Annotated in this window: 20 protein-coding genes; 6 read left to right on the top strand and 14 right to left on the bottom strand. The window is 47.4% G+C overall.

The features are described from left to right. Positions 1 to 86 precede the first annotated feature (86 nt). Positions 87 to 728, top strand: coding sequence for an orotate phosphoribosyltransferase (pyrE, locus tag L1D15_RS13645; protein WP_239837899.1), 642 nt, complete (start codon positions 87 to 89; stop codon positions 726 to 728). A gap of 148 nt (positions 729 to 876) precedes the next feature. Here pyrE and cysQ read toward each other — a convergent pair whose 3' ends face one another. From cysQ to L1D15_RS13625, 4 genes are all read right to left on the bottom strand, one after another. Continuing rightward, positions 877 to 1,704: a 3'(2'),5'-bisphosphate nucleotidase CysQ gene (cysQ, locus tag L1D15_RS13640; RefSeq protein ID WP_239867152.1), complete on the bottom strand. Its 828-nt coding sequence runs from the start codon at positions 1,702 to 1,704 to the stop codon at positions 877 to 879. 26 nt (positions 1,705 to 1,730) lie between these two features. Continuing rightward, positions 1,731 to 2,279 (bottom strand): ADP compounds hydrolase NudE, encoded by a 549-nt coding sequence (gene nudE / locus L1D15_RS13635; protein WP_239837897.1) that lies wholly within the window; start codon positions 2,277 to 2,279, stop codon positions 1,731 to 1,733. 132 nt (positions 2,280 to 2,411) lie between these two features. Further along, entirely contained in the window at positions 2,412 to 2,999 is a 588-nt protein-coding gene (gene nfuA / locus L1D15_RS13630) for a Fe-S biogenesis protein NfuA (protein ID WP_239837896.1), read from the bottom strand. 93 nt (positions 3,000 to 3,092) lie between these two features. Continuing rightward, on the bottom strand, positions 3,093 to 3,797 hold the full coding sequence (locus tag L1D15_RS13625) for a phosphoribosyltransferase family protein (RefSeq protein ID WP_239876124.1): 705 nt from the start codon (positions 3,795 to 3,797) through the stop codon (positions 3,093 to 3,095). A 59-nt stretch (positions 3,798 to 3,856) separates the two neighbouring features. Here L1D15_RS13625 and bioH point away from each other — a divergent pair, with 59 nt between their 5' ends. Then, a complete protein-coding gene (gene bioH / locus L1D15_RS13620) occupies positions 3,857 to 4,654 on the top strand; it encodes a pimeloyl-ACP methyl ester esterase BioH (protein WP_239876123.1) in 798 nt (265 codons plus the stop codon). 109 nt (positions 4,655 to 4,763) lie between these two features. Further along, the gene (locus L1D15_RS13615) at positions 4,764 to 5,234 is read left to right on the top strand and encodes an ATP-dependent Lon protease (protein WP_239867158.1); all 471 of its coding nucleotides are present in this window, start codon (positions 4,764 to 4,766) and stop codon (positions 5,232 to 5,234) included. Between the two features lie 70 nt (positions 5,235 to 5,304). Here L1D15_RS13615 and L1D15_RS13610 read toward each other — a convergent pair whose 3' ends face one another. Beyond that, entirely contained in the window at positions 5,305 to 7,632 is a 2,328-nt protein-coding gene (locus L1D15_RS13610) for a Tex family protein (RefSeq protein WP_239876122.1), read from the bottom strand. 243 nt (positions 7,633 to 7,875) lie between these two features. Here L1D15_RS13610 and L1D15_RS13605 point away from each other — a divergent pair, with 243 nt between their 5' ends. Next, positions 7,876 to 9,756: a RimK/LysX family protein gene (locus L1D15_RS13605; protein ID WP_239876121.1), complete on the top strand. Its 1,881-nt coding sequence runs from the start codon at positions 7,876 to 7,878 to the stop codon at positions 9,754 to 9,756. Between the two features lie 36 nt (positions 9,757 to 9,792). On the opposite strand, the gene greB is transcribed toward L1D15_RS13605, so the two are convergent. Beyond that, the gene (gene greB, locus L1D15_RS13600) at positions 9,793 to 10,269 is read right to left on the bottom strand and encodes a transcription elongation factor GreB (protein WP_239876120.1); all 477 of its coding nucleotides are present in this window, start codon (positions 10,267 to 10,269) and stop codon (positions 9,793 to 9,795) included. A gap of 185 nt (positions 10,270 to 10,454) precedes the next feature. On the opposite strand from greB, the gene ompR reads away from it, so the two are divergent. Then, positions 10,455 to 11,174: a two-component system response regulator OmpR gene (gene ompR / locus L1D15_RS13595; protein WP_239837889.1), complete on the top strand. Its 720-nt coding sequence runs from the start codon at positions 10,455 to 10,457 to the stop codon at positions 11,172 to 11,174. A gap of 70 nt (positions 11,175 to 11,244) precedes the next feature. Next, entirely contained in the window at positions 11,245 to 12,555 is a 1,311-nt protein-coding gene (gene envZ / locus L1D15_RS13590) for a two-component system sensor histidine kinase EnvZ (RefSeq protein WP_239837888.1), read from the top strand. A gap of 50 nt (positions 12,556 to 12,605) precedes the next feature. Here the strand turns inward: envZ and L1D15_RS13585 are convergent, their stop codons facing one another. Genes L1D15_RS13585 through gspG form a run of 8 tightly spaced genes read right to left on the bottom strand, consistent with a single transcriptional unit; the run spans position 12,606 to position 18,130 of the window. Then, positions 12,606 to 13,367, bottom strand: coding sequence for a type II secretion system protein N (locus tag L1D15_RS13585; RefSeq protein WP_239876119.1), 762 nt, complete (start codon positions 13,365 to 13,367; stop codon positions 12,606 to 12,608). Positions 13,368 to 13,373: 6 nt separating this feature from the next. Beyond that, complete coding sequence (locus L1D15_RS13580) at positions 13,374 to 13,865, bottom strand: type II secretion system protein M (RefSeq protein ID WP_239871765.1); 492 nt, start codon at positions 13,863 to 13,865, stop codon at positions 13,374 to 13,376. 10 nt (positions 13,866 to 13,875) lie between these two features. Then, a complete protein-coding gene (gene gspL, locus L1D15_RS13575; RefSeq protein ID WP_239876118.1) occupies positions 13,876 to 15,090 on the bottom strand; it encodes a type II secretion system protein GspL in 1,215 nt (404 codons plus the stop codon). Beyond that, a complete protein-coding gene (gene gspK, locus L1D15_RS13570) occupies positions 15,053 to 16,078 on the bottom strand; it encodes a type II secretion system minor pseudopilin GspK (RefSeq protein WP_239876117.1) in 1,026 nt (341 codons plus the stop codon). The genes gspL and gspK overlap by 38 nt, the downstream gene beginning before the upstream one ends. Then, entirely contained in the window at positions 16,068 to 16,721 is a 654-nt protein-coding gene (gene gspJ, locus L1D15_RS13565; RefSeq protein ID WP_239876116.1) for a type II secretion system minor pseudopilin GspJ, read from the bottom strand. Before gspJ ends, gspK begins: the two co-directional genes overlap by 11 nt. Further along, positions 16,708 to 17,061 carry a type II secretion system minor pseudopilin GspI gene (gene gspI, locus L1D15_RS13560; RefSeq protein ID WP_239837882.1) on the bottom strand — a complete coding sequence of 118 codons (354 nt, stop codon included), beginning with the start codon at positions 17,059 to 17,061 and terminating at the stop codon, positions 16,708 to 16,710. Before gspI ends, gspJ begins: the two co-directional genes overlap by 14 nt. Next, the gene (gene gspH / locus L1D15_RS13555) at positions 17,051 to 17,653 is read right to left on the bottom strand and encodes a type II secretion system minor pseudopilin GspH (RefSeq protein WP_239876115.1); all 603 of its coding nucleotides are present in this window, start codon (positions 17,651 to 17,653) and stop codon (positions 17,051 to 17,053) included. The genes gspI and gspH overlap by 11 nt, the downstream gene beginning before the upstream one ends. A gap of 33 nt (positions 17,654 to 17,686) precedes the next feature. Beyond that, positions 17,687 to 18,130: a type II secretion system major pseudopilin GspG gene (gspG, locus tag L1D15_RS13550; protein ID WP_239837880.1), complete on the bottom strand. Its 444-nt coding sequence runs from the start codon at positions 18,128 to 18,130 to the stop codon at positions 17,687 to 17,689. Positions 18,131 to 18,135 lie beyond the last annotated feature (5 nt).

The following is an 18,135-nucleotide window of genomic DNA, read 5'->3' as shown; positions in this document are numbered from 1 at the left end:
TTTTTTATCTCCATTTCTTTAGGAGATAGTTCATTAGTGTTTATAAACCGTCTAGACAACTAGACCTTTTATTTAGAGAGAAAGTGATGAAAGCATACCAGCGTGAATTTATTGAGTTTGCATTAGAGAAAGAAGTCCTAAAATTTGGCGAATTTACTTTAAAATCTGGCCGTAAGAGCCCGTACTTCTTTAACGCTGGTCTTTTCAATACTGGTCGTGACCTAGCGCGTCTCGGTCGTTTTTACGCAGCGGCACTGGCGGATTCTGCAATTGAGTTCGATGTGCTATTTGGCCCAGCGTACAAAGGCATCCCAATTGCGACGACAACAGCCGTAGCCTTGGCCGATCATCATGATATCGACACGCCATACTGCTTCAACCGTAAAGAAGCGAAAGACCATGGCGAAGGCGGTAACTTAGTCGGTAGTGCACTTGAGGGGCGCATCATGCTGGTAGATGATGTGATCACTGCTGGCACGGCAATCCGCGAATCAATGGAAATCATTAAAGCCAATGGTGCTGACCTAGCGGGTGTTTTAGTGGCAATCGACCGCCAAGAGAAGGGCAAGGGTGAGCTGTCTGCGATTCAAGAAGTCGAGCGTGACTTTGGTTGTGCTGTGATTTCGATTGTTAGCCTAGGTGACTTGGTGACTTACCTTGAAGAAAAAGGTAATGCGACGGAACACCTTGAAGCTGTTAAAGCTTATCGCGCTGAATATGGTATCTAAAATATCGCTAGAGAGCTGGTTGTGCCGCAGTGACCCGAGTCGCTAACTGCCACCAAACTGGCTCTTTTTCTGCACGTACAAAGAAGGGCTGATGTATTCACACCAGCCCTTCTTTCATCAAGCACGGACGTTAAGCGCCCTTGTGACGCTAGTCTTTAACTTGAAGAATTTCATCCCAAGGTAACACTTCATCACCGAGCACGATGAAATTAGGGTTTTCCAATGTTTCGCGCTCATTGTAAGACAAAGGTTCAAGCTGCGTACTCAAAATACGGCCACCCGCTTCTTCAACGATACATTGCGTTGCCGCAGTGTCCCACTCACCAGTCGGGCCAAGGCGAAGGTAACAATCCACCGCACCTTCTGCCACTAAGCAAGCTTTCAGTGCTGCTGAGCCGAGTGGTACTAAATCATAGTTCCAACCACTGCTCATGCGGCTGGTAATACGGTTGATATCTTGACGGCGGCTAATGGCAATCGCAATCGGATGCGCTCGGCCATCATGGTTGTGGGATGAGATCCGAACGCTTTCATCCATATCGGGTATTTTCCACGCGCCTTTGTTCTTGTATGCGTAGTAAGTCACACCAGACACTGGACCGTACACCACTCCCATAATAGGCTGGTTATTCTCGACCAAGGCGATAATCGTCGCAAAGTCACCGCTACGAGCGATAAATTCTTGTGTCCCATCTAACGGGTCAACCAACCAATAACGGTCCCATTGAGAGCGTTTATCAAGGCTTATCTCCGCGTCTTCTTCGGACAGGATGGGAATATCAGGGGTAAGCTCAGAAAGCTTTTCCATGATCAGTTTATGTGCAGCTATATCTGCACTGGTTACTGGTGTTTCGTCACTTTTGGTATAGGCTTGATATTCTTTTTTCTCGTAGATATCGAGAATTAACTGACCTGCCGAGCGAGCAATGGCAATCACGGCAGGCAAATGGTGAGAAAGGTCGTCTGTCATTGGCATAGTCAATCCTTCACGCTCTACATTGATTATGGTTTTAAGATACGTAGAGCCAGCATCAGCGCGGTAATACTGCGCGCCTCACAAAAATCGAGGTGAGTCAGAAGCTCTTCAGCTTGAGCAAGTGGCCAGCGAATCACTTCTAGAGGTTCTGGTTCATCCCCTTCTAATTGTTCTGAGTATAGTTCTTCTGCGATAAACAGAGTCATTTTGCTTGAGAAATAAGAAGGGGCAAGCACAACCTCTTTCAAGGGTGTCAGCTTATGAGTACCTAAACCAATTTCTTCCTTCAACTCACGATCTGCCGCTTCAACTGGCGACTCTCCAGCATCAATCAAACCTTTAGGAAAACCCAGCTCATAACGCTCTGTGCCCGCCGCATACTCACGAACCAGTAATATGTCTCCTTCAGCTGTCACAGGTACCATCATTACTGCATTGCGCCCACTCGGCTTCATGCGTTCATAAGTACGTTCGACGCCATTGCTAAAGCGTAAGTCGAGTGCCTCAACAGCAAATAACTTGGATCGAGCTACTGTTTGTTTTGCCAGAATTTCTGGTGGATTCCGTTTAGCCACTTGCTGACTCCTTAGCCATGGGGGAAGCCATTAATATATGAGAAAATTACTATGTTTGAAAACAAAAAAAGGGCTGACTCTCTCGTCAACCCCTTGTATTGCATATGGTTAAATCAAAGACTTAAGTCATGATCAGTAATAAGAGTGCTCACCACGGTCGTGCTCTGTTGCATCACGAACCGCAGACAATTCACCTTCAAACTGTTGTAGCAGCTCTTTTTCAATGCCTTCTTTTAGCGTCACATCCACCATTGAGCAACCATTACAACCACCACCAAAGGCAACAATCGCAACGCCGTCATCGGTAATTTCTACCAGATTGACATGACCACCGTGACCCGCTAACTGAGGATTTACCTGTGTTTGAATCGCATATTCAACACGCTCGACTAAAGGCGCATCGTCAGACACTTTACGCATTTTTGCATTAGGCGCTTTCAGCGTCAGTTGAGAGCCCATTTTATCCGTCACGAAGTCGATTTCAGCATCTTCTAGAAATGGCAAACTTAGCTCATCAACATAAGCCGAAAATCCCTCGTACTGAAACTCCGTATCTGTAGCTTCAATAGCTTCAGGAGGACAGTAAGAAACGCCACACTCTGCATTTTGCGTTCCTGGGTTCACAACGAATACGCGGATGTTTGTCTCTTCTGGCTGCTGGCTCAAAAGGTTAGCAAAGTGTTTTTGAGCATTTTCTGTAATAGTAATAGGATTTGACACGACGAATACCTGAGTAAATTTGTAGGCTATTTAAGCACCATTTTACTCCTGATTTCCTCAAGATCTAGCCTTTTAGATCAAATCACCGTCACTTTAACGGTTCGACGGTTCAGGAGTGCGGCAAATACAATAAATATCAACGGTTTTTACCCCGTTACCAAGCAATAATTTACATAATTGATGTACGGTGCTCCCTGTGGTTAACACATCATCGACAATAGCAATATGCTCTACCTCGATTGCCTTAGTTAGGCAAAAAGCCTGACGCACATTGTTCCTACGTTGCTTCTTATCCATCCCTTGCTGTCTTGGTGTTGAACGCACTTTTTTAAACACCGCATCACAAGGAATAGCTAACTCTCGGCTGATCTGCCACGCCAAATGCTCACTTTGGTTATAGCCTCGATAGCAATAACGGCGCCAATGCACAGGCACAAAAGTGATCAAGTCTGGTCGGGTGTCGATTCGCGGAGCCAAGAGCCCAGACAAAGTTTTTGCCTGCCAATACTGCCCTTCATATTTAAGGCGATGAACATAACTCGACAAAGGGGGCTGATAGTCTCCAACACAATACAAGCGCATCCATAATGGCGGTGAAACTAAACACTCTCCGCACATCTCAGTCGCATCTGGCGTCACTAAGCCGCAACGACGACAACGTGTTGTTGGCGCAAACCTCAGCTGACAAGTGACACAAAATTGAGGATGAAAGGCCTCAGGCTCTATCACCATATGGCACAGTTCACAATGACTCGGAAACAGGTAGGTTGTGTGTTTCTTAATCCAATCAGTTAACATAGGGGCCAAGTATCAACGAATTTAGCAATCAGCTTATCGCTTTAGCTCGGGTGTAAAGGATGAAAAACGTGGCACACAATGAGATCAAACCAGAAACGCCTTACTGGCACTCCACCGGTCAGGGTGAGGATTTGGTCTTGGTTCATGGCTGGGGTATGAATGGTGCGGTCTGGCATCAAGCCGTTGAGCAATTAAGCCAGCATTTTCGTGTGCACGTCGTTGACCTACCGGGCTTTGGCCATAGCCATCAATTACACTTCGACACGATGGAAGAGCTCGCGCAGCAAGTGTTGCAAAACGCACCGGACAAGGCGATTTGGCTAGGCTGGTCTTTGGGTGGCTTGGTGGCAACGCATATCGCGATTCACCACCCAGAACGGATCGCCAAACTGATCACCGTGGCCAGTTCACCAAAGTTTTCCGCTGAAAGACGCTGGCGCGGCATACAGCCTCAAGTCCTGAGTGCATTCACCGAGCAATTGGTCGAAGACTTTCGCGTGACGGTTGAACGCTTTATGGCCTTGCAAGCTATGGGGAGCCCCTCTGCGCGTCAGGATGTCAAAAGTCTCAAGCAAGCGGTATTATCTCGCCCTGAACCGAACCCTCAATCTTTGCTGTCAGGTCTGCAATTACTAGCCGATATCGATTACCGCCAAGCACTCACGGAGATTTCTACACCGACTCTGCGCCTCTACGGACGCCTTGATGGCTTAGTTCCAGCTAAAGTCGCCGCTGAAGTCGATAACCTCATGCCCGGCAGTGAAAGCTATATGTTTGACGCCTCTTCTCACGCCCCTTTCATGACCGAATTTAGCGAGTTTTGTCAGCAAGTTATTCGCTTTTCAGTCAGCAAATAGAAATTATTTTGCCTAATACGCTAAAATTTTGACTATCAAGGCCGATAAATAATCGAGCTAAGAAAACGCTGTTTTATTGCATTTTCTGGCTGGGCGTGAGGAGGTTTAAATGATCGTATCACCTACCAATGTAAGTGTACCGCTGATCGCCCCATCGGTTAATGTGCAAACGGAGCAGGCAGCTCGAGACAATAAAGTTCGCGAACCCGTCACTCCAACAGTGGCATTAACCAAAAGTAACGCTGAACGTAAAGTTAAAGCCGATGATAAAAGGCGAAGGCAATCCTCTTGGGATCCGGCAGAGCATCCAAGCTATGAAACCGGTGAACAAGAAGAAGTCAAAGCTACTTATCAGGAAGATCCTAAAGATACACTCGAACGGATTTTCCAGCTGATTGCTCTGGATAGCTACAGCGAAGATCAGGGCAAAGGCTACGCAATGCGCTTTCGGTTACCTAGGCACATAATCGATGCGGCGATAACTGAAGGCAAAATGGCCAAACGCAGAACTGTGATTAAGTTTCACTATGGTGATGCGGTTGCACCCAATACACCTTCAGATGTCATTGCGGTGTTGTAGTTCCTAAGCCAAATGATTAGGAAATGCCGAAAAAAATCCCCGCGATGGCGGGGATTTGTCTTTCTAGGGGTTATTTTTTCGCTTTGGCAAAGGCAGCAGCAAATGCCCCGCCCATCGCCCCATTAGCAGGTTCATCACGACGTCGTTGAGCACCTTTGCTACCATGGCTTTGACGCTGCTGAGCGCGAGTATCTGAAGAGCGTTGCGAGCGATTATCCTGACCTGGCTCATCGGTAAGGCGCATCGACAAACCGATACGTTTACGCTGGATATCCACTTCCATCACTTTCACTTTCACGATATCACCGGCTTTCACTACTTCGCGAGGATCCGATACAAAGCGATCCGTCAATGCTGAAATATGCACTAAGCCATCCTGATGCACACCAATGTCAACGAAAGCGCCAAAGTTGGCCACGTTAGAAACCACTCCTTCCAATACCATACCTGGCTCAAGATCTGACACTTGATTCACCCCATCGGCAAATGTCGCGGTTTTGAATTCTGGACGAGGATCCCGCCCCGGTTTATCTAGCTCTTTAATAATGTCACTGACCGTCGGAACACCGAAGTTATCATCAGTATAATCGACCGCATGAAGCCCGCGTAAGAACTGAGTATCACCAATCAAAGCACGAACGTCTTTGCTGTTTTTCTCCGCTATCGCTTTTACCACTGGGTAAGCTTCTGGATGAACGGATGACGCATCTAGCGGGTTTTTACCATCCATGATACGTAGGAATCCGGCACATTGTTCGAATGCCTTAGGCCCAAGGCGTGCCACCTTCTTCAATGTGGTTCGCGCTTCAAAGCGGCCATGTTCATCGCGGTAATCAACGATATTTTGAGCAAGGGTACTCGATAAGCCAGCAACACGAGTCAGCAAAGCAGGGGATGCCGTGTTCACATCCACACCCACGGCGTTTACACAATCCTCAACCACGGCATCCAAGCGCTTAGCCAACATTGACTGGCTGACATCATGTTGATATTGGCCAACACCAATCGATTTAGGGTCAATTTTCACTAGCTCCGCGAGAGGATCTTGCAGACGACGAGCAATGGAGACTGCGCCGCGCAATGACACGTCAAGATGTGGAAACTCTTTCGCGGCCAATTCAGAAGCGGAATAAACCGATGCCCCCGCTTCACTCACCATGATCTTCTGCACTTTTAGGTTGTTACGCTTTATCAGATCGGCGACGAAGCTGTCGGTTTCACGTGAGGCGGTACCATTACCAATAGCAATAAGGTCCACATTGAACTGTTGCACCAGTTTCGCCACCACTTGTGCCGACTTATCGTACTGGTTCTGTGGTGGGTGAGGATAAATTGTCTCGGTTGCCAGTACCTTACCTGTTGAGTCTACAACCGCGATCTTTGAGCCTGTTCTCAGACCAGGATCGAGCCCCAATGTGGCACGAGGGCCAGCCGGTGCCGCCATCAACAAATCTTTCAAGTTCGTGGCAAACACCTCAATCGCTTCAATTTCAGCCCGCTCTTTCATCGCGCCCATCAACTCGGTTTCCATGTGCATCGAAACTTTGATGCGCCACACCCAACTGATCACTTGCTTACGCCAACCATCAGCAGGCGCCTGACTCAGCGAGATACCGTAATGGTCCGCGATCAGGATTTCGCAATACGATTGACGCGCCCCCTCTTCTTGATCAGGGTCAGCATTCATCGCCAATGTCAGAAAGCCTTCATTTCGCCCACGCAACATTGCAAGTGCGCGGTGTGAAGGCACCTTGCTCAGTGCTTCATTATGCTCAAAATAGTCTTTGAACTTTTCACCCTCTCGCTCCTTACCTTCCACAACACGAGACATAATCTCTGCATTACGGTTCAGATGAAGACGAATTTTCTCTAGCAAGTTAGCGTCTTCAGCAATCCGCTCCATAACAATGGCACGCGCACCATCAAGAGCCGCTTTTACATCAGCAACCCCTTTTTCAGCATCAATGTAATGCGTTGCTTCCTGTTCGGGATCCGTTTGCGGTTCGTTCCACAGTTTGTCCGCCAGCGGCTCCAAGCCAGCTTCAATCGCAATCTGGCCTTTGGTGCGACGCTTAGGTTTGTATGGCAGATACAAGTCTTCAAGGCGAGTTTTGCTATCCGCTTGATTGATTTCCGTTTCAAGCTCAGCCGTCAGTTTGCCTTGTTCCTGAATGGATTTCAGAATCGTCTGACGACGATCATCTAGTTCACGCAGATACGCTAAACGGCTGTCGAGATTACGTAATTGGGTATCGTCCAGACCACCTGTCACTTCTTTACGGTAACGGGCAATGAATGGCACCGTATTACCATCATCGATCAGATTAACAGCAGCGGTAACTTGCTCAGTTCGAACATTCAGTTCTTGAGCAATCATTTGACAGATAGCTTGGCTCATCCGTGGATTCTCTTAATTCTATAATGTGAAGGAGTATTTCAGCCCTAGACATTGGGGCAATTCATCGATTTTGCAATGTTTTTAATCTTACCCTGAAAAAATCACCGTTCCTTGATAGACACGGTGCACATTTGTGTCAAAACTGCAGTCGCATTGTGCATTTATTCATTATATTTAAGTCAGTTATATTTACGTGAAATCGTTTACTTATATCGATACCTTGATTTGTTTGGAAACTATTGCATGAAAAAGCTCTCTTTATTTTTGACGTTAACCAGCGTTCTGTTGACCACTCCACACGCTTGGTCAGAGTCCCTTTCAGCCACCACACAGCAACCAGCTTATCAGGTGGATAACGATCTGATTCTAGGCCGCATAGAAAACGTCTACTACAACGATATTCCAGAGCTAAAAGATGTTCCTTTTATGGGTAAGATCGATACTGGTGCCGATACCACCTCGATTCACGCCGAAAACATTCATCTATCCAGCACACACCCTGACTTTAAACACCTGACCGACAACGATCTGCTGTGGGCGGTAGTTAACGACCGACGTAAGAAGAAACTCAAACGTACAACGGAAACCTATTTGTCTTATCAGGTCACCATTGCCTTCACCATCCGTCACCCATACACAGGTGAAAATATTAATATTAAAGATGATCTAGAACGCATCAGCATTATTCGCAGTCGAACCAGCAAAAAGCCAATTCTCCGTCCGGCGGTCAAGATGCCTTTGACCATCGGCGGACGAACAGTCGAGGCCATGATCAATCTCACCAAACGCAGTCAATTTTCCGCACCGATTCTGATTGGTAAAACCTTCCTAGAAGACAATGCCTGGGTCATGGCTGGGTATGACTATCTGCAAGAACAACCTCACGCTCAGGTAATCGGCAAGAAAGAAACGGTGCAAGTCGATGGCCTACCTTATAAGGTCAGCGTAGCAACCACCAGCCGCTACTCCAATGCTCATGCACTGGATGTCAACATCGATAAGAAGAACAACTTAGTTTCATTCAAACTGGAGGGAGAGAACGGTGAGAGAAAAGCCATGACATTGCCTCTGATTCGCACTTTGAAAACAAGCGAAGCTGAGCGCCCTCTGGTGTACTTACCCGTCAAACTTAATCAAGACCAAACTCAACACTGGCTGGTTTATCTTCGTGATCGCGGCCATTTAGACAGCCAGATTAGCCTCGGGCGCGATGTGGCCAGCGAACACTTTGTGATCAACACCGAGAAAGAAAACCTTCTCCAAGACGCTGACACCAGCTTTAAAAGCGCTCTTAAATCAGACCCTTTGGTGATCTCACCAAAGGAAACCATCACCATAGATCAAGATTACCAGCTCCCTGCTCATCCGAGCTTTGTCGTCAAAACACCGCTTCTGAGAGTTACAGAGTTCAAGCTAAGTAATAAAAATAGCAAAGAGCAGGTCAGTTTCACTCTTGAAAACAGCCAAGGTGAAATGAAAACGGTGACTAAGCGTGTCCTGCGTAAACTCAAAGTTGGTAAATCCGTTCGTCCGGTTGTCGAAGGCGTATTCGAGTTAGGGGACAAAAAACGCGAACTGGAGTTCGCTATCGACAAACTAGGGAAAGGCGATGCTCAACCCTTCTTCGTCATGGGGCATAGCATGGCTAAAAATGGTGTGCTGTTAAATACCAGAACTGAAAACCTACTCACACCGCACCCGTTGTTCAAAGCAGGGTACATCGAAGTTGCCCAAGTGGAAGAGTTGTCGTTTCCCGTCAAACTCGATACTGGCGCTGATGTCAGCTCGATAAACGCACAAAACATCAAACAATTTCAGAAAAACGGCAAAGATATGGTCACTTTCACTTACGAAAATGATGTCGGCATGAAACAGGAGTTCACACGGGAAGTGGTCGATGTGATGAGAATTAAAGCCAAGAAAGGCGAGAAAGACAACGTTCGCCCTGTGGTCGAGATGCGAGTCAGACTAGGAGAGATAGACCAAACGATTCGCGTCAATTTGCAAGATAGAGGCCGTTTCCATTACAGCATGATTTTAGGAGAGAACTTTCTCAAATACGGAGCGATCGTCAGCAGTGACCAAGCCTATATCGTGACGGATAAACCTGACTACGAAAAATAGTAACTCAGTGCCGCGCTCACCAGCGCGGCACTGGTGTCATTCTGAGTAGCGGATACTGTTCACAAACCACTCTTTCTCGCCTTCTGGCGTCCTGACACTGAATTCATCATCAACTTCTTTTTTTAATAACGCTCGAGCCATCGGGGAATCAATCGAAATGTAATCCTTGGCATCACCGTAAATCTCATCCGGACCAACAATACGAAATTTCTTTACATCTCCCGCTTCATTTTCTACTTCAACCCACGCCCCAAAAAACACTTTACCTTCCTGCTGCGGCGCATAATCCACCACTTTTACCTGCTCTAAGCGTTTGCGTAGATAGCGCACACGACGGTCAATTTCACGTAGACGCTTCTTGTTATATTGATAATCCGCATTCTCAGATCGATCACCTAAGCTCGCCGCCCACGTCACTTTTTTAGTCACCTCTGGGCGTTCTTCTTTCCATAAAAAATCGAGTTCTTCTTTAAGTCGATCAAAGCCTTCGCGTGTGATTAGGTTTGTTTTCATATTTCTGACGCTAGTGAATTGAATATGGCGTATACATTAGCTAAAAAGGAGTGAAAAAGGTAATAATCGTTAACAATTCTTTGCGCCACTTTCCTCAGAACAATGTTACATTCTGACTTGTGAAAAAAGGGCTGAACAGCGGCTCTGTCAAAGCGCTAAGCTTATTTAATAGGTGGAATCATTACATGCAAGAAAATCACAAGATCTTAGTCGTTGATGACGATGCACGCCTGCGTGCATTGCTAGAGCGTTACTTGTCTGAACAAGGATTCCAAGTACGCAGTGTTGCTAACAGTGAACAGATGGACCGCCTGTTAACCCGTGAAAACTTCCACTTGATGGTGCTTGATTTAATGCTGCCAGGTGAAGATGGCCTATCCATTTGCCGTCGACTGAGAAATGCAAATAGCTCATTACCCATCCTAATGCTCACCGCCAAAGGGGATGAAATTGATCGTATCGTCGGCTTAGAAGTCGGTGCCGATGACTATTTGCCAAAGCCGTTCAACCCTCGTGAGCTACTTGCTCGCATCAAAGCTGTTTTACGTCGCCAAACCACAGAGCTGCCTGGGGCACCGAGTGCGGAGGAGTCGATTGTCGAATTTGGTGAATTCAGCCTTAATCTAGGCACACGTGAGATGTTCCGTGGAGATGAAGCCATGCCTCTCACTTCCGGTGAGTTTGCTGTGTTGAAAGCGCTGGTCACTAACGCCCGTGAGCCGATGTCACGCGATAAGTTGATGAATATGGCTCGTGGTCGTGAATATTCTGCCATGGAGCGTTCGATTGACGTTCAAATCTCCCGTCTGCGCCGTATGCTTGAAGTGGACCCTAGCAAACCCCGCTATATCCAGACCGTGTGGGGGCTAGGCTACGTATTTGTGCCAGATGGCAAAGAAGCTTAATAGCTAATTCAATAAGAGTGCGAGACAATGTCTCGCACTCTTTGCTTTCACCGTTCACAAGGTCGAATATATGCGTATTCGCAGCTCGTTTACCCAGTCTATTTTCATTTTTCTCACCCTACTAATTGCCAGTCAGGTTTACTCTTATTACGCCGTGTTTAACTATGCACTGATGCCAAGCCTGCAGCAGTTCAACAAGATCCTCGGTCATGAAATCAACCTGATGCTTGATGACTCGGCCGCATTTAAAGATGGCCTACCTATGGATGCCCCTCTACGTCGACGTGTGCTGGAACAATTAGGTGTAACCATTCATGCTGATGACAGCCCAATAGCAGATGAGTACTACCATGCGGTGAGTATCGACTTGATGAGCGAGGAAATGAGTAAAGAGCTCGGCTCAGCCACCGATGTGCGCATGATGCTCGGTTCCGACAGCTACATTCTATGGATGAAAATTGACTCTCTACCCGGCTCGCTGCTGCGCATTCCACTGTCTGAATTACAGGAAGAAGATTTCGCTCCCTTATTTCATAACAGCTTGGTGATGGCATTATTGATCGTTGCAGGAGGCTGGTTATTCATTCGTTTACAAAACCGGCCTTTGATCGCCTTGGAAAAGGCGGCTAAAGGCGTTGGCCGTGGCGAAATCCCTCCCCCCTTACCAGAAAAAGGCACATCAGAAATCCGCTCCGTCACCCGAGCCTTTAACCAAATGTCGAAAGGTATTCAAGCATTGGAAGAAGACCGTGCACTACTGATGGCGGGTATCAGTCATGATTTAAGGACACCACTGACACGCATCCGCCTCGCGACTGAGATGATGTCACCAGAGGATAGTTATTTAGCGGAAGGCATAATCAGCGACACAGAAGAGTGTAATGAAATCATCAGCCAGTTTATGGACTACCTCAAACCGGTCAATAAAGAATCGTTTATCGACGTTGATCTGAATGAAATCGCCAATGATATCGCCACTTCTGAGGGCGGCTATGAAATCCAAATAGAAACCGAGCTTCAGCATCCGATAAAATTGACCAGCGGCAGCCCGATCGCCATCAAGCGTGCAGTGAGTAATCTGGTTGTTAATGCCATCCGTTATGGAAATGGCTGGGTCAAAGTCAGCACTGGTGTCACCGCTGATAACAAGCTGGTCTGGGTTTGTGTCGAAGATAACGGCCCAGGTATTAAACAAAGCCAGATAGCGAAGCTGTTTGAACCTTTCACCCGTGGCGATGCCGCGCGAGGTAGTGAAGGCACAGGGCTTGGGCTAGCGATTGTCAAGCGTATTGCCAGTCAGCACAACGGCAGCGTGATCATTAATAATCGCAGTGGTGGCGGTTTACGCGCCCAAATCAGTTTCCCCACTCAAGGAAAGTAAGCCAAGTAAAAAGAGCGACATGACGCCGCTCTTTTATTATGTATCTGTGTTTACAGGCGCCCCTGATAGGTAAATTGGTAGCGCCCTTCTCCATCTGGCGATGGTAACCATTTTAACTGCTCAGCCAGTGAGCTGGGAAATTTCCCTTCCGGCTTAAACCAAGCTGATGCCTGATAGTTACGGTTTGCCTCAAGCACTACTTCTGCAGCGCTGCTGACTTGCTCACTGTTCTGGGCACCCTTCAATGTGATCAAACTGTCCTGACAGCTAAAGTCCACAACCACAGATCCAACATACAGCTCATCAAGCGGAGTCACCACTTTGTCGGTATTCCACACCAGCGAGCCTTCTCCCATTTGGCAGTAAGGCAACGCATAAACCATAGATTTAATACTCAGTTCGACCTGTCCCGTCAGCTCAACGGGAATCGGCATCGGAGGCGTGAACTCAAGAATTTTTTCAACCGGCAAAGACGCAATCAAGTTTTCCGCATAAGGCCCAGAAGTGCTGTATCCCACGATACCACGGCCTGTGATCTGCATATCACTACCACGACCAAAACGAACTTGCGCTTCAGCTTTGCCCGTTAACAGTTTCAACGGTGCCAGTTGCCAATGCAATGCACCTAGCTTCTGTTTTTGCCAAATTACACTGGCGGCTCTTCCTTCCCAGACCGTCCCCGAGACACCATTGATCACCAACTGTTGTGGTAATGGTGCATAGCTCAACACCACCTGAGCAGGAATATGGACTATCGCACTGGTGATAAACACCATAATCAAAGCCAGACTGAGTAAAATAACTTTTCTCACTTAATCTTACCCTTTCACAAACTGTAAGCGCTTGATTTCAACCATACCTTCTTGCTCAGCTTTATCAATGTCAATAAAGGTCGCAGAAACAGCATGCTTTTCTTTGAGGAAAGTCATCCATTCCACCAAACGATTAAACGGCATCGGTTGAATCCATACCTGAAGCTCTTCCCCTCTTGGTTGCACTCGCACCAATTCAGCACCAAAACGAGCTGCCGTAGAAGAAATCGACTGGTTAAGCGGCAAATCCGAGGAAGCGACACCCCCCTTAGCACGCAGTTGGCTAATATTATCGGCTTTGTCTTTCACCCAACTCAGTAGCTGTCTTTCGCTTTGAATTCGGTTCGTCGCCATTTCTGCTCGTTGGCTGACAGGTTGCAGCACGCCCCAGTAAATCACGCCAAGGAGAAGTAAAATAGCACACGCAATGAGCAAGCGTTGTTCACGCTGGCTCGTTCCCATCCACCACGTTTGCAGTGAAGTCATTAACTGTTTCATCACGGCTCCCCTATAAACGCTTAAGCACAAAGGTGCCATTAACGAGAGCGCCCGATTTGCTCAGTTGCCCTTGCTCAACCGTAAACTGACTCGACATCAGCTCACGCGCTTTTTCAAATGTCTGAAAGTCGTTGCTTTGCGCTTGAAGCCTTACTTCGCCACGAGTACTGTCATATTTGAAGCTGGTCAGCTTAAGGCCTGGGACCTGCTTCATCACTTGTGGCATCTTCACCATCCACTCAAGTACCGAGTCACCACTACCGCCCCCGGACAGCCTGCTTTCCTCTCGCTCCATTTCGCGCTTGAGATAGGTGACAGTCGGAATTTTATTCTTATTCGTCATTTGGCGGAAAATACGCTCACTTTCCTGACGATAAGCATTGGCTTGTGTTTCTGCACTCTGAATCTGCAGCCAGTTATCCACGCTTAAGACCGCAATCAATACACCTGCAGCAATCGCGGCTTTACGCCACACTTTCAAGTGACGACCCAAGGAAGATTTAGGCTTGAACTCACCAGACAGCAGATTAGTTTTGCTCTTTACCGCTTGCTCAGCAAGCAACTGCATCACTAGTTGCGGCTCTTCATTACGCCATTCTTGTCCATCGGCATAAGGCAGTTCTGGTAATGGTGAAAATGCTTGCAGTGGTAGGTAGTCTTCCCCCTGCTTTACCCAATCAGATTGAACGAGAAGAGGCAGCCAAGCAGGTTCAACACTCACTCCACTAAATCGACCTTTCTTGACCAGCCATTGACCATCAAGCTCCACCGCACTCAAACCGCAGTTGTCATCAAGTGGCAATGCCAACGCATCTGGCATGACTTTACGCACCACAAGACCCAACTGCTGCATATCTGCCAAGATGGATTCCAACCAGTGATAGTCAATCCCACAGACATAGGCCTGACCAGCTTCTTTGGCTAATACAGTAAAGTGCAGCTCATCAACATCCTGAGCCACATCATCTTCCAACATAAATGGCAGCATAGAGTCAAATTGACGATTGGCACCTGCAGGAACGTCTAGTTGAGTCAGAACCAAATTAGCGGCTGACACCAACACAACGACCTGACGCCCTTCAGCGTAATTGGCAAGCTCAGCTAAATCCTGATGATCTTGCAGTTCGCCGCTCGCTATCACTTCCTTTTGGCTTTCTGACCAAACCAGCCATTGAATCGCTGCTGTTTTACTTTTGCTCAGCCGAACGACTAGAAACTCGTTCACCGATCCCTCCAAAGCGACGGCGTATTACCGTTGCAGTTTCTCGATTATTACTAAACAACAGGCTGCGAATTCGCACCCTGGATTTATCCACTAGCACCTCAGCGTCCAGCTCGAAATAGACGCTATCGACGCTCAAGTAACCTTTGACTTGCTTTTTAACATCCTCACTCAAACCACTTAGGTCGGATTCAGCGAAAAAGTCATCCGTTGATGCCCAGCCATCGGGGCCACGGTTTTCCAAAATCTGTTTGGCCTGAGATGTACTCAGGTTCGGATAGAACATCGCCGCCAACAAAGCGGCATGTTCCGGCATAATGGTGTTCACATTGAGGCGAAAGTCCGAGGTCGGCAACGCACAGATCATTGGGCTGACTTTTTCCATCACTTCACCACTCACCTGATTCACCGCTCGCAGCTCGCTGCTGTCAGCCAGCAAGGTATTGGCACTCAAATAAGCGGGAGACAGCCCCTCGTAATGGCTGTCTTCGACACCAGACGATGAATTAACGGAATCATTACTGTCTACAAATTCCCACAGCGATTGAGCAACGGTTTCTGCTTCATAATTATCCACTTGCAGCTCTTCTAGTAGGTTCTGAAACTTCTCCACGAGAAAAGGTAACTGCGCAGACCCTGCGGTTTGCTCCAACTCAGACAACGCATTGATATTAAAACATGCCTGAGCATCATATAACTTACCGCTTACCGTGCCATAGTCCAGCGGCATACTGTCCAGCTCTTGAGCCCAAGGCTGCGATAAATTAATACTGTCGTCGTTGTCTTTATAGCTTTGCTCAATTCCATATTTTGCTAGTGCTTCAACCCCCAAGCTATACCAGTACGCTTGTTGATAATTGATTTGGCTGCCAGCGCGCTTAAACTGGCTGAACAAACGGTCGGCCATACTGGCGGCAATACTGACCATAACGGCAAGGAGAAGTAAAATTACAATCAGAGCAACACCGCGCTGAGGACGCTTAGCTGTCATTGCTTTTCTCCTCAGCACCACCTATGCCACCACCCGCTGTCATATAAATGCGTTCAATTTTTCCGTAATCTTCCAGCTCAAGTTCAACGGCCACAGCCTGAGGCAGCATGGCTTTCTGATCCCACTCTTTCTTCCAATCTGAGCCGTCAAAGAACTTCACATTAAACTTTTCCACTTTATCGATCAGTGGCATCGTTATTCCCGCTTGCCCTGCGGGCGTATCCGCATAGCGCCACCAGACACGCTCGAGCACATCATCCTTGATTCGGTAACCTACCTTGCTGATTTCGCCACGGGGAAATTGCTGCTGAGGATTGTGCCAACCTAAGCGAGTAAACATGATCCCTTTCGCATCGGAATCAAGTAGATACTCTTTCCAGTGCAGCAATAGGCCATTCGATTCTTCACCATTGGTGCGAGTTTGACGTAATGCCATCTGGCGAAAATCACCGTCCATAAATACCAGAGCCCGTTGCAGTGTTTTCAATCGTTCACTTCGCTCAAGCGACAATGCATTGCTGCGCTGAACTTGATTGAGTACCTGATAAGCACCGACGCTCAAGCTGGCAAAGATAGCAATGGCGACCAAGACTTCAATCAAAGTAAAACCGCTTTGGAAAGCTGACTGCTTATTTCGGCACATAACTTCTCACCGTGACTACTGGCGAACTTTTCTCGCTGGTGGCAACCTTGACATCAAACGCCTGCAATATATCTCCTGCAGTCTCCACCGGCTCTACTGACCAAAACCATTCTCGCCCTGCCAATTCTTCTTTGCCTTTTTTCTTACTCGGTTTACTGCCTGCTAGCATGACTTTCGCCATCTGGTTATCAGCAACCAGCGCCGCGAATGTTTTTTCTTCCAAGTAATTCAGCGTGTTAATGTGCTGGCTAACAGAACGAATGGTTGCAATCGCTGCCGTTGCGAATATCGCAAGCGCCACCAACACTTCCAACAGTGTCATGCCCCGCTTAGCTTTCATCTTCGCTTTCTCCCGGAGCCAATAGCACCACTTCGCCATTTTCTTTTGCCACGACTTTCCAAGCATCCTGCTCTTCATCACCTTGCTGGGGATAAATGGCAATAGAAAATGGCGTCACTTCACCACTAGAGACAATAGACACCTGTGGTGGGCGCAGCTTTTTTTCTTCTTTATGTTCAGCAAACATCTCTTCATCAAACAGACTGCCCGGCTTAAACAAGCGATCATCATCTGCCCACGCCCCTCCACCTAATGTGAGAGTGATCGCCACTGATTCGTTCAGCTCTGTCTCATAAGGAATTTGGTCGATATTGAGTTTCTGCCAACCTTTACTTTCCAAAGACATTAGGTAGTAGGCCGACTTTTTTTCATCAACACGTAAACCGAAATCACGACCACTGAGCATCGCTTCTTCATTCAGCAACAAAACGCGCTGAAAAAGGGATTTTGCCTGCTTTTCTGCCACATCTTTTGAACTGGTCGGTAAGGTGGAAATCACTGCAACCGAAGCGAGTGAAACCAATACCAGAACCAGTAAGATTTCTAGCAGGGTAAAGCCGGTTCGAGAAAGAGTCGGATAACTTTGACGCATGGGAAAAAGAGGGCGGCTTATGCCGCCTCTGCCTTATTGAAAGTCCTGAATATTCCAGTTACCGATGTCAGCATTGACACCTTCACCGCCTTCTTGGCCATCGGCACCAAGAGTGAAAATATCGATATTGCCGTTGTCACCTGGGCTCAGGTATTGGTAATCATTGCCCCAAGGGTCAGTAGGCAGACGTTTAATGTAACCACCATCGCGGTAGTTGCGTGGTTCTGGGCTGGACGGCTTATTAACTAACGCTTCCAAACCTTGGTCAGTGCTTGGGTAAACGCTGTTGTCTAGCTTGTACATATCCAGTGCATTTTCTAGGGCAACAATGTCAGTGATGGCTTTCTGTTGGTCCGCTTTTTCTTTATTACCTAAAAGGTTAGGAACAACAAAGCTCGCTAAAATACCTAAGATGACGACAACAACCATCACCTCTAAAAGCGTAAAGCCAGACTGCTTGTTCATTTTTCTTTTCATTATAT

It is taken from the genome of Vibrio sp. Isolate25, from assembly GCF_022398025.1.
GTDB lineage: Bacteria > Pseudomonadota > Gammaproteobacteria > Enterobacterales > Vibrionaceae > Vibrio > Vibrio coralliilyticus_A.
The sequence above is the reverse complement of the archived record's forward strand: the minus strand, read 5'-3'. Positions and strand labels throughout refer to the sequence as shown.

Bases quoted from the DNA above. Each gene is read 5' to 3' on its own strand.
- gspJ (WP_239876116.1), bottom strand. From the start codon at position 16,721: ATGTGCCGAAATAAGCAGTCAGCTTTCCAAAGCGGTTTTACTTTGATT.
- gspK (WP_239876117.1), bottom strand. From the start codon at position 16,078: ATGACAGCTAAGCGTCCTCAGCGCGGTGTTGCTCTGATTGTAATTTTA.
- L1D15_RS13605 (WP_239876121.1), top strand. From the start codon at position 7,876: ATGAAAAAGCTCTCTTTATTTTTGACGTTAACCAGCGTTCTGTTGACC.
- L1D15_RS13580 (WP_239871765.1), bottom strand. From the start codon at position 13,865: ATGAAACAGTTAATGACTTCACTGCAAACGTGGTGGATGGGAACGAGC.
- ompR (WP_239837889.1), top strand. From the start codon at position 10,455: ATGCAAGAAAATCACAAGATCTTAGTCGTTGATGACGATGCACGCCTG.
- gspH (WP_239876115.1), bottom strand. From the start codon at position 17,653: ATGCGTCAAAGTTATCCGACTCTTTCTCGAACCGGCTTTACCCTGCTA.
- greB (WP_239876120.1), bottom strand. From the start codon at position 10,269: ATGAAAACAAACCTAATCACACGCGAAGGCTTTGATCGACTTAAAGAA.
- gspG (WP_239837880.1), bottom strand. From the start codon at position 18,130: ATGAAAAGAAAAATGAACAAGCAGTCTGGCTTTACGCTTTTAGAGGTG.
- cysQ (WP_239867152.1), bottom strand. From the start codon at position 1,704: ATGCCAATGACAGACGACCTTTCTCACCATTTGCCTGCCGTGATTGCC.
- bioH (WP_239876123.1), top strand. From the start codon at position 3,857: ATGAAAAACGTGGCACACAATGAGATCAAACCAGAAACGCCTTACTGG.
- L1D15_RS13610 (WP_239876122.1), bottom strand. From the start codon at position 7,632: ATGAGCCAAGCTATCTGTCAAATGATTGCTCAAGAACTGAATGTTCGA.
- L1D15_RS13615 (WP_239867158.1), top strand. From the start codon at position 4,764: ATGATCGTATCACCTACCAATGTAAGTGTACCGCTGATCGCCCCATCG.
- pyrE (WP_239837899.1), top strand. From the start codon at position 87: ATGAAAGCATACCAGCGTGAATTTATTGAGTTTGCATTAGAGAAAGAA.
- L1D15_RS13625 (WP_239876124.1), bottom strand. From the start codon at position 3,797: ATGTTAACTGATTGGATTAAGAAACACACAACCTACCTGTTTCCGAGT.
- envZ (WP_239837888.1), top strand. From the start codon at position 11,245: ATGCGTATTCGCAGCTCGTTTACCCAGTCTATTTTCATTTTTCTCACC.
- gspI (WP_239837882.1), bottom strand. From the start codon at position 17,061: ATGAAAGCTAAGCGGGGCATGACACTGTTGGAAGTGTTGGTGGCGCTT.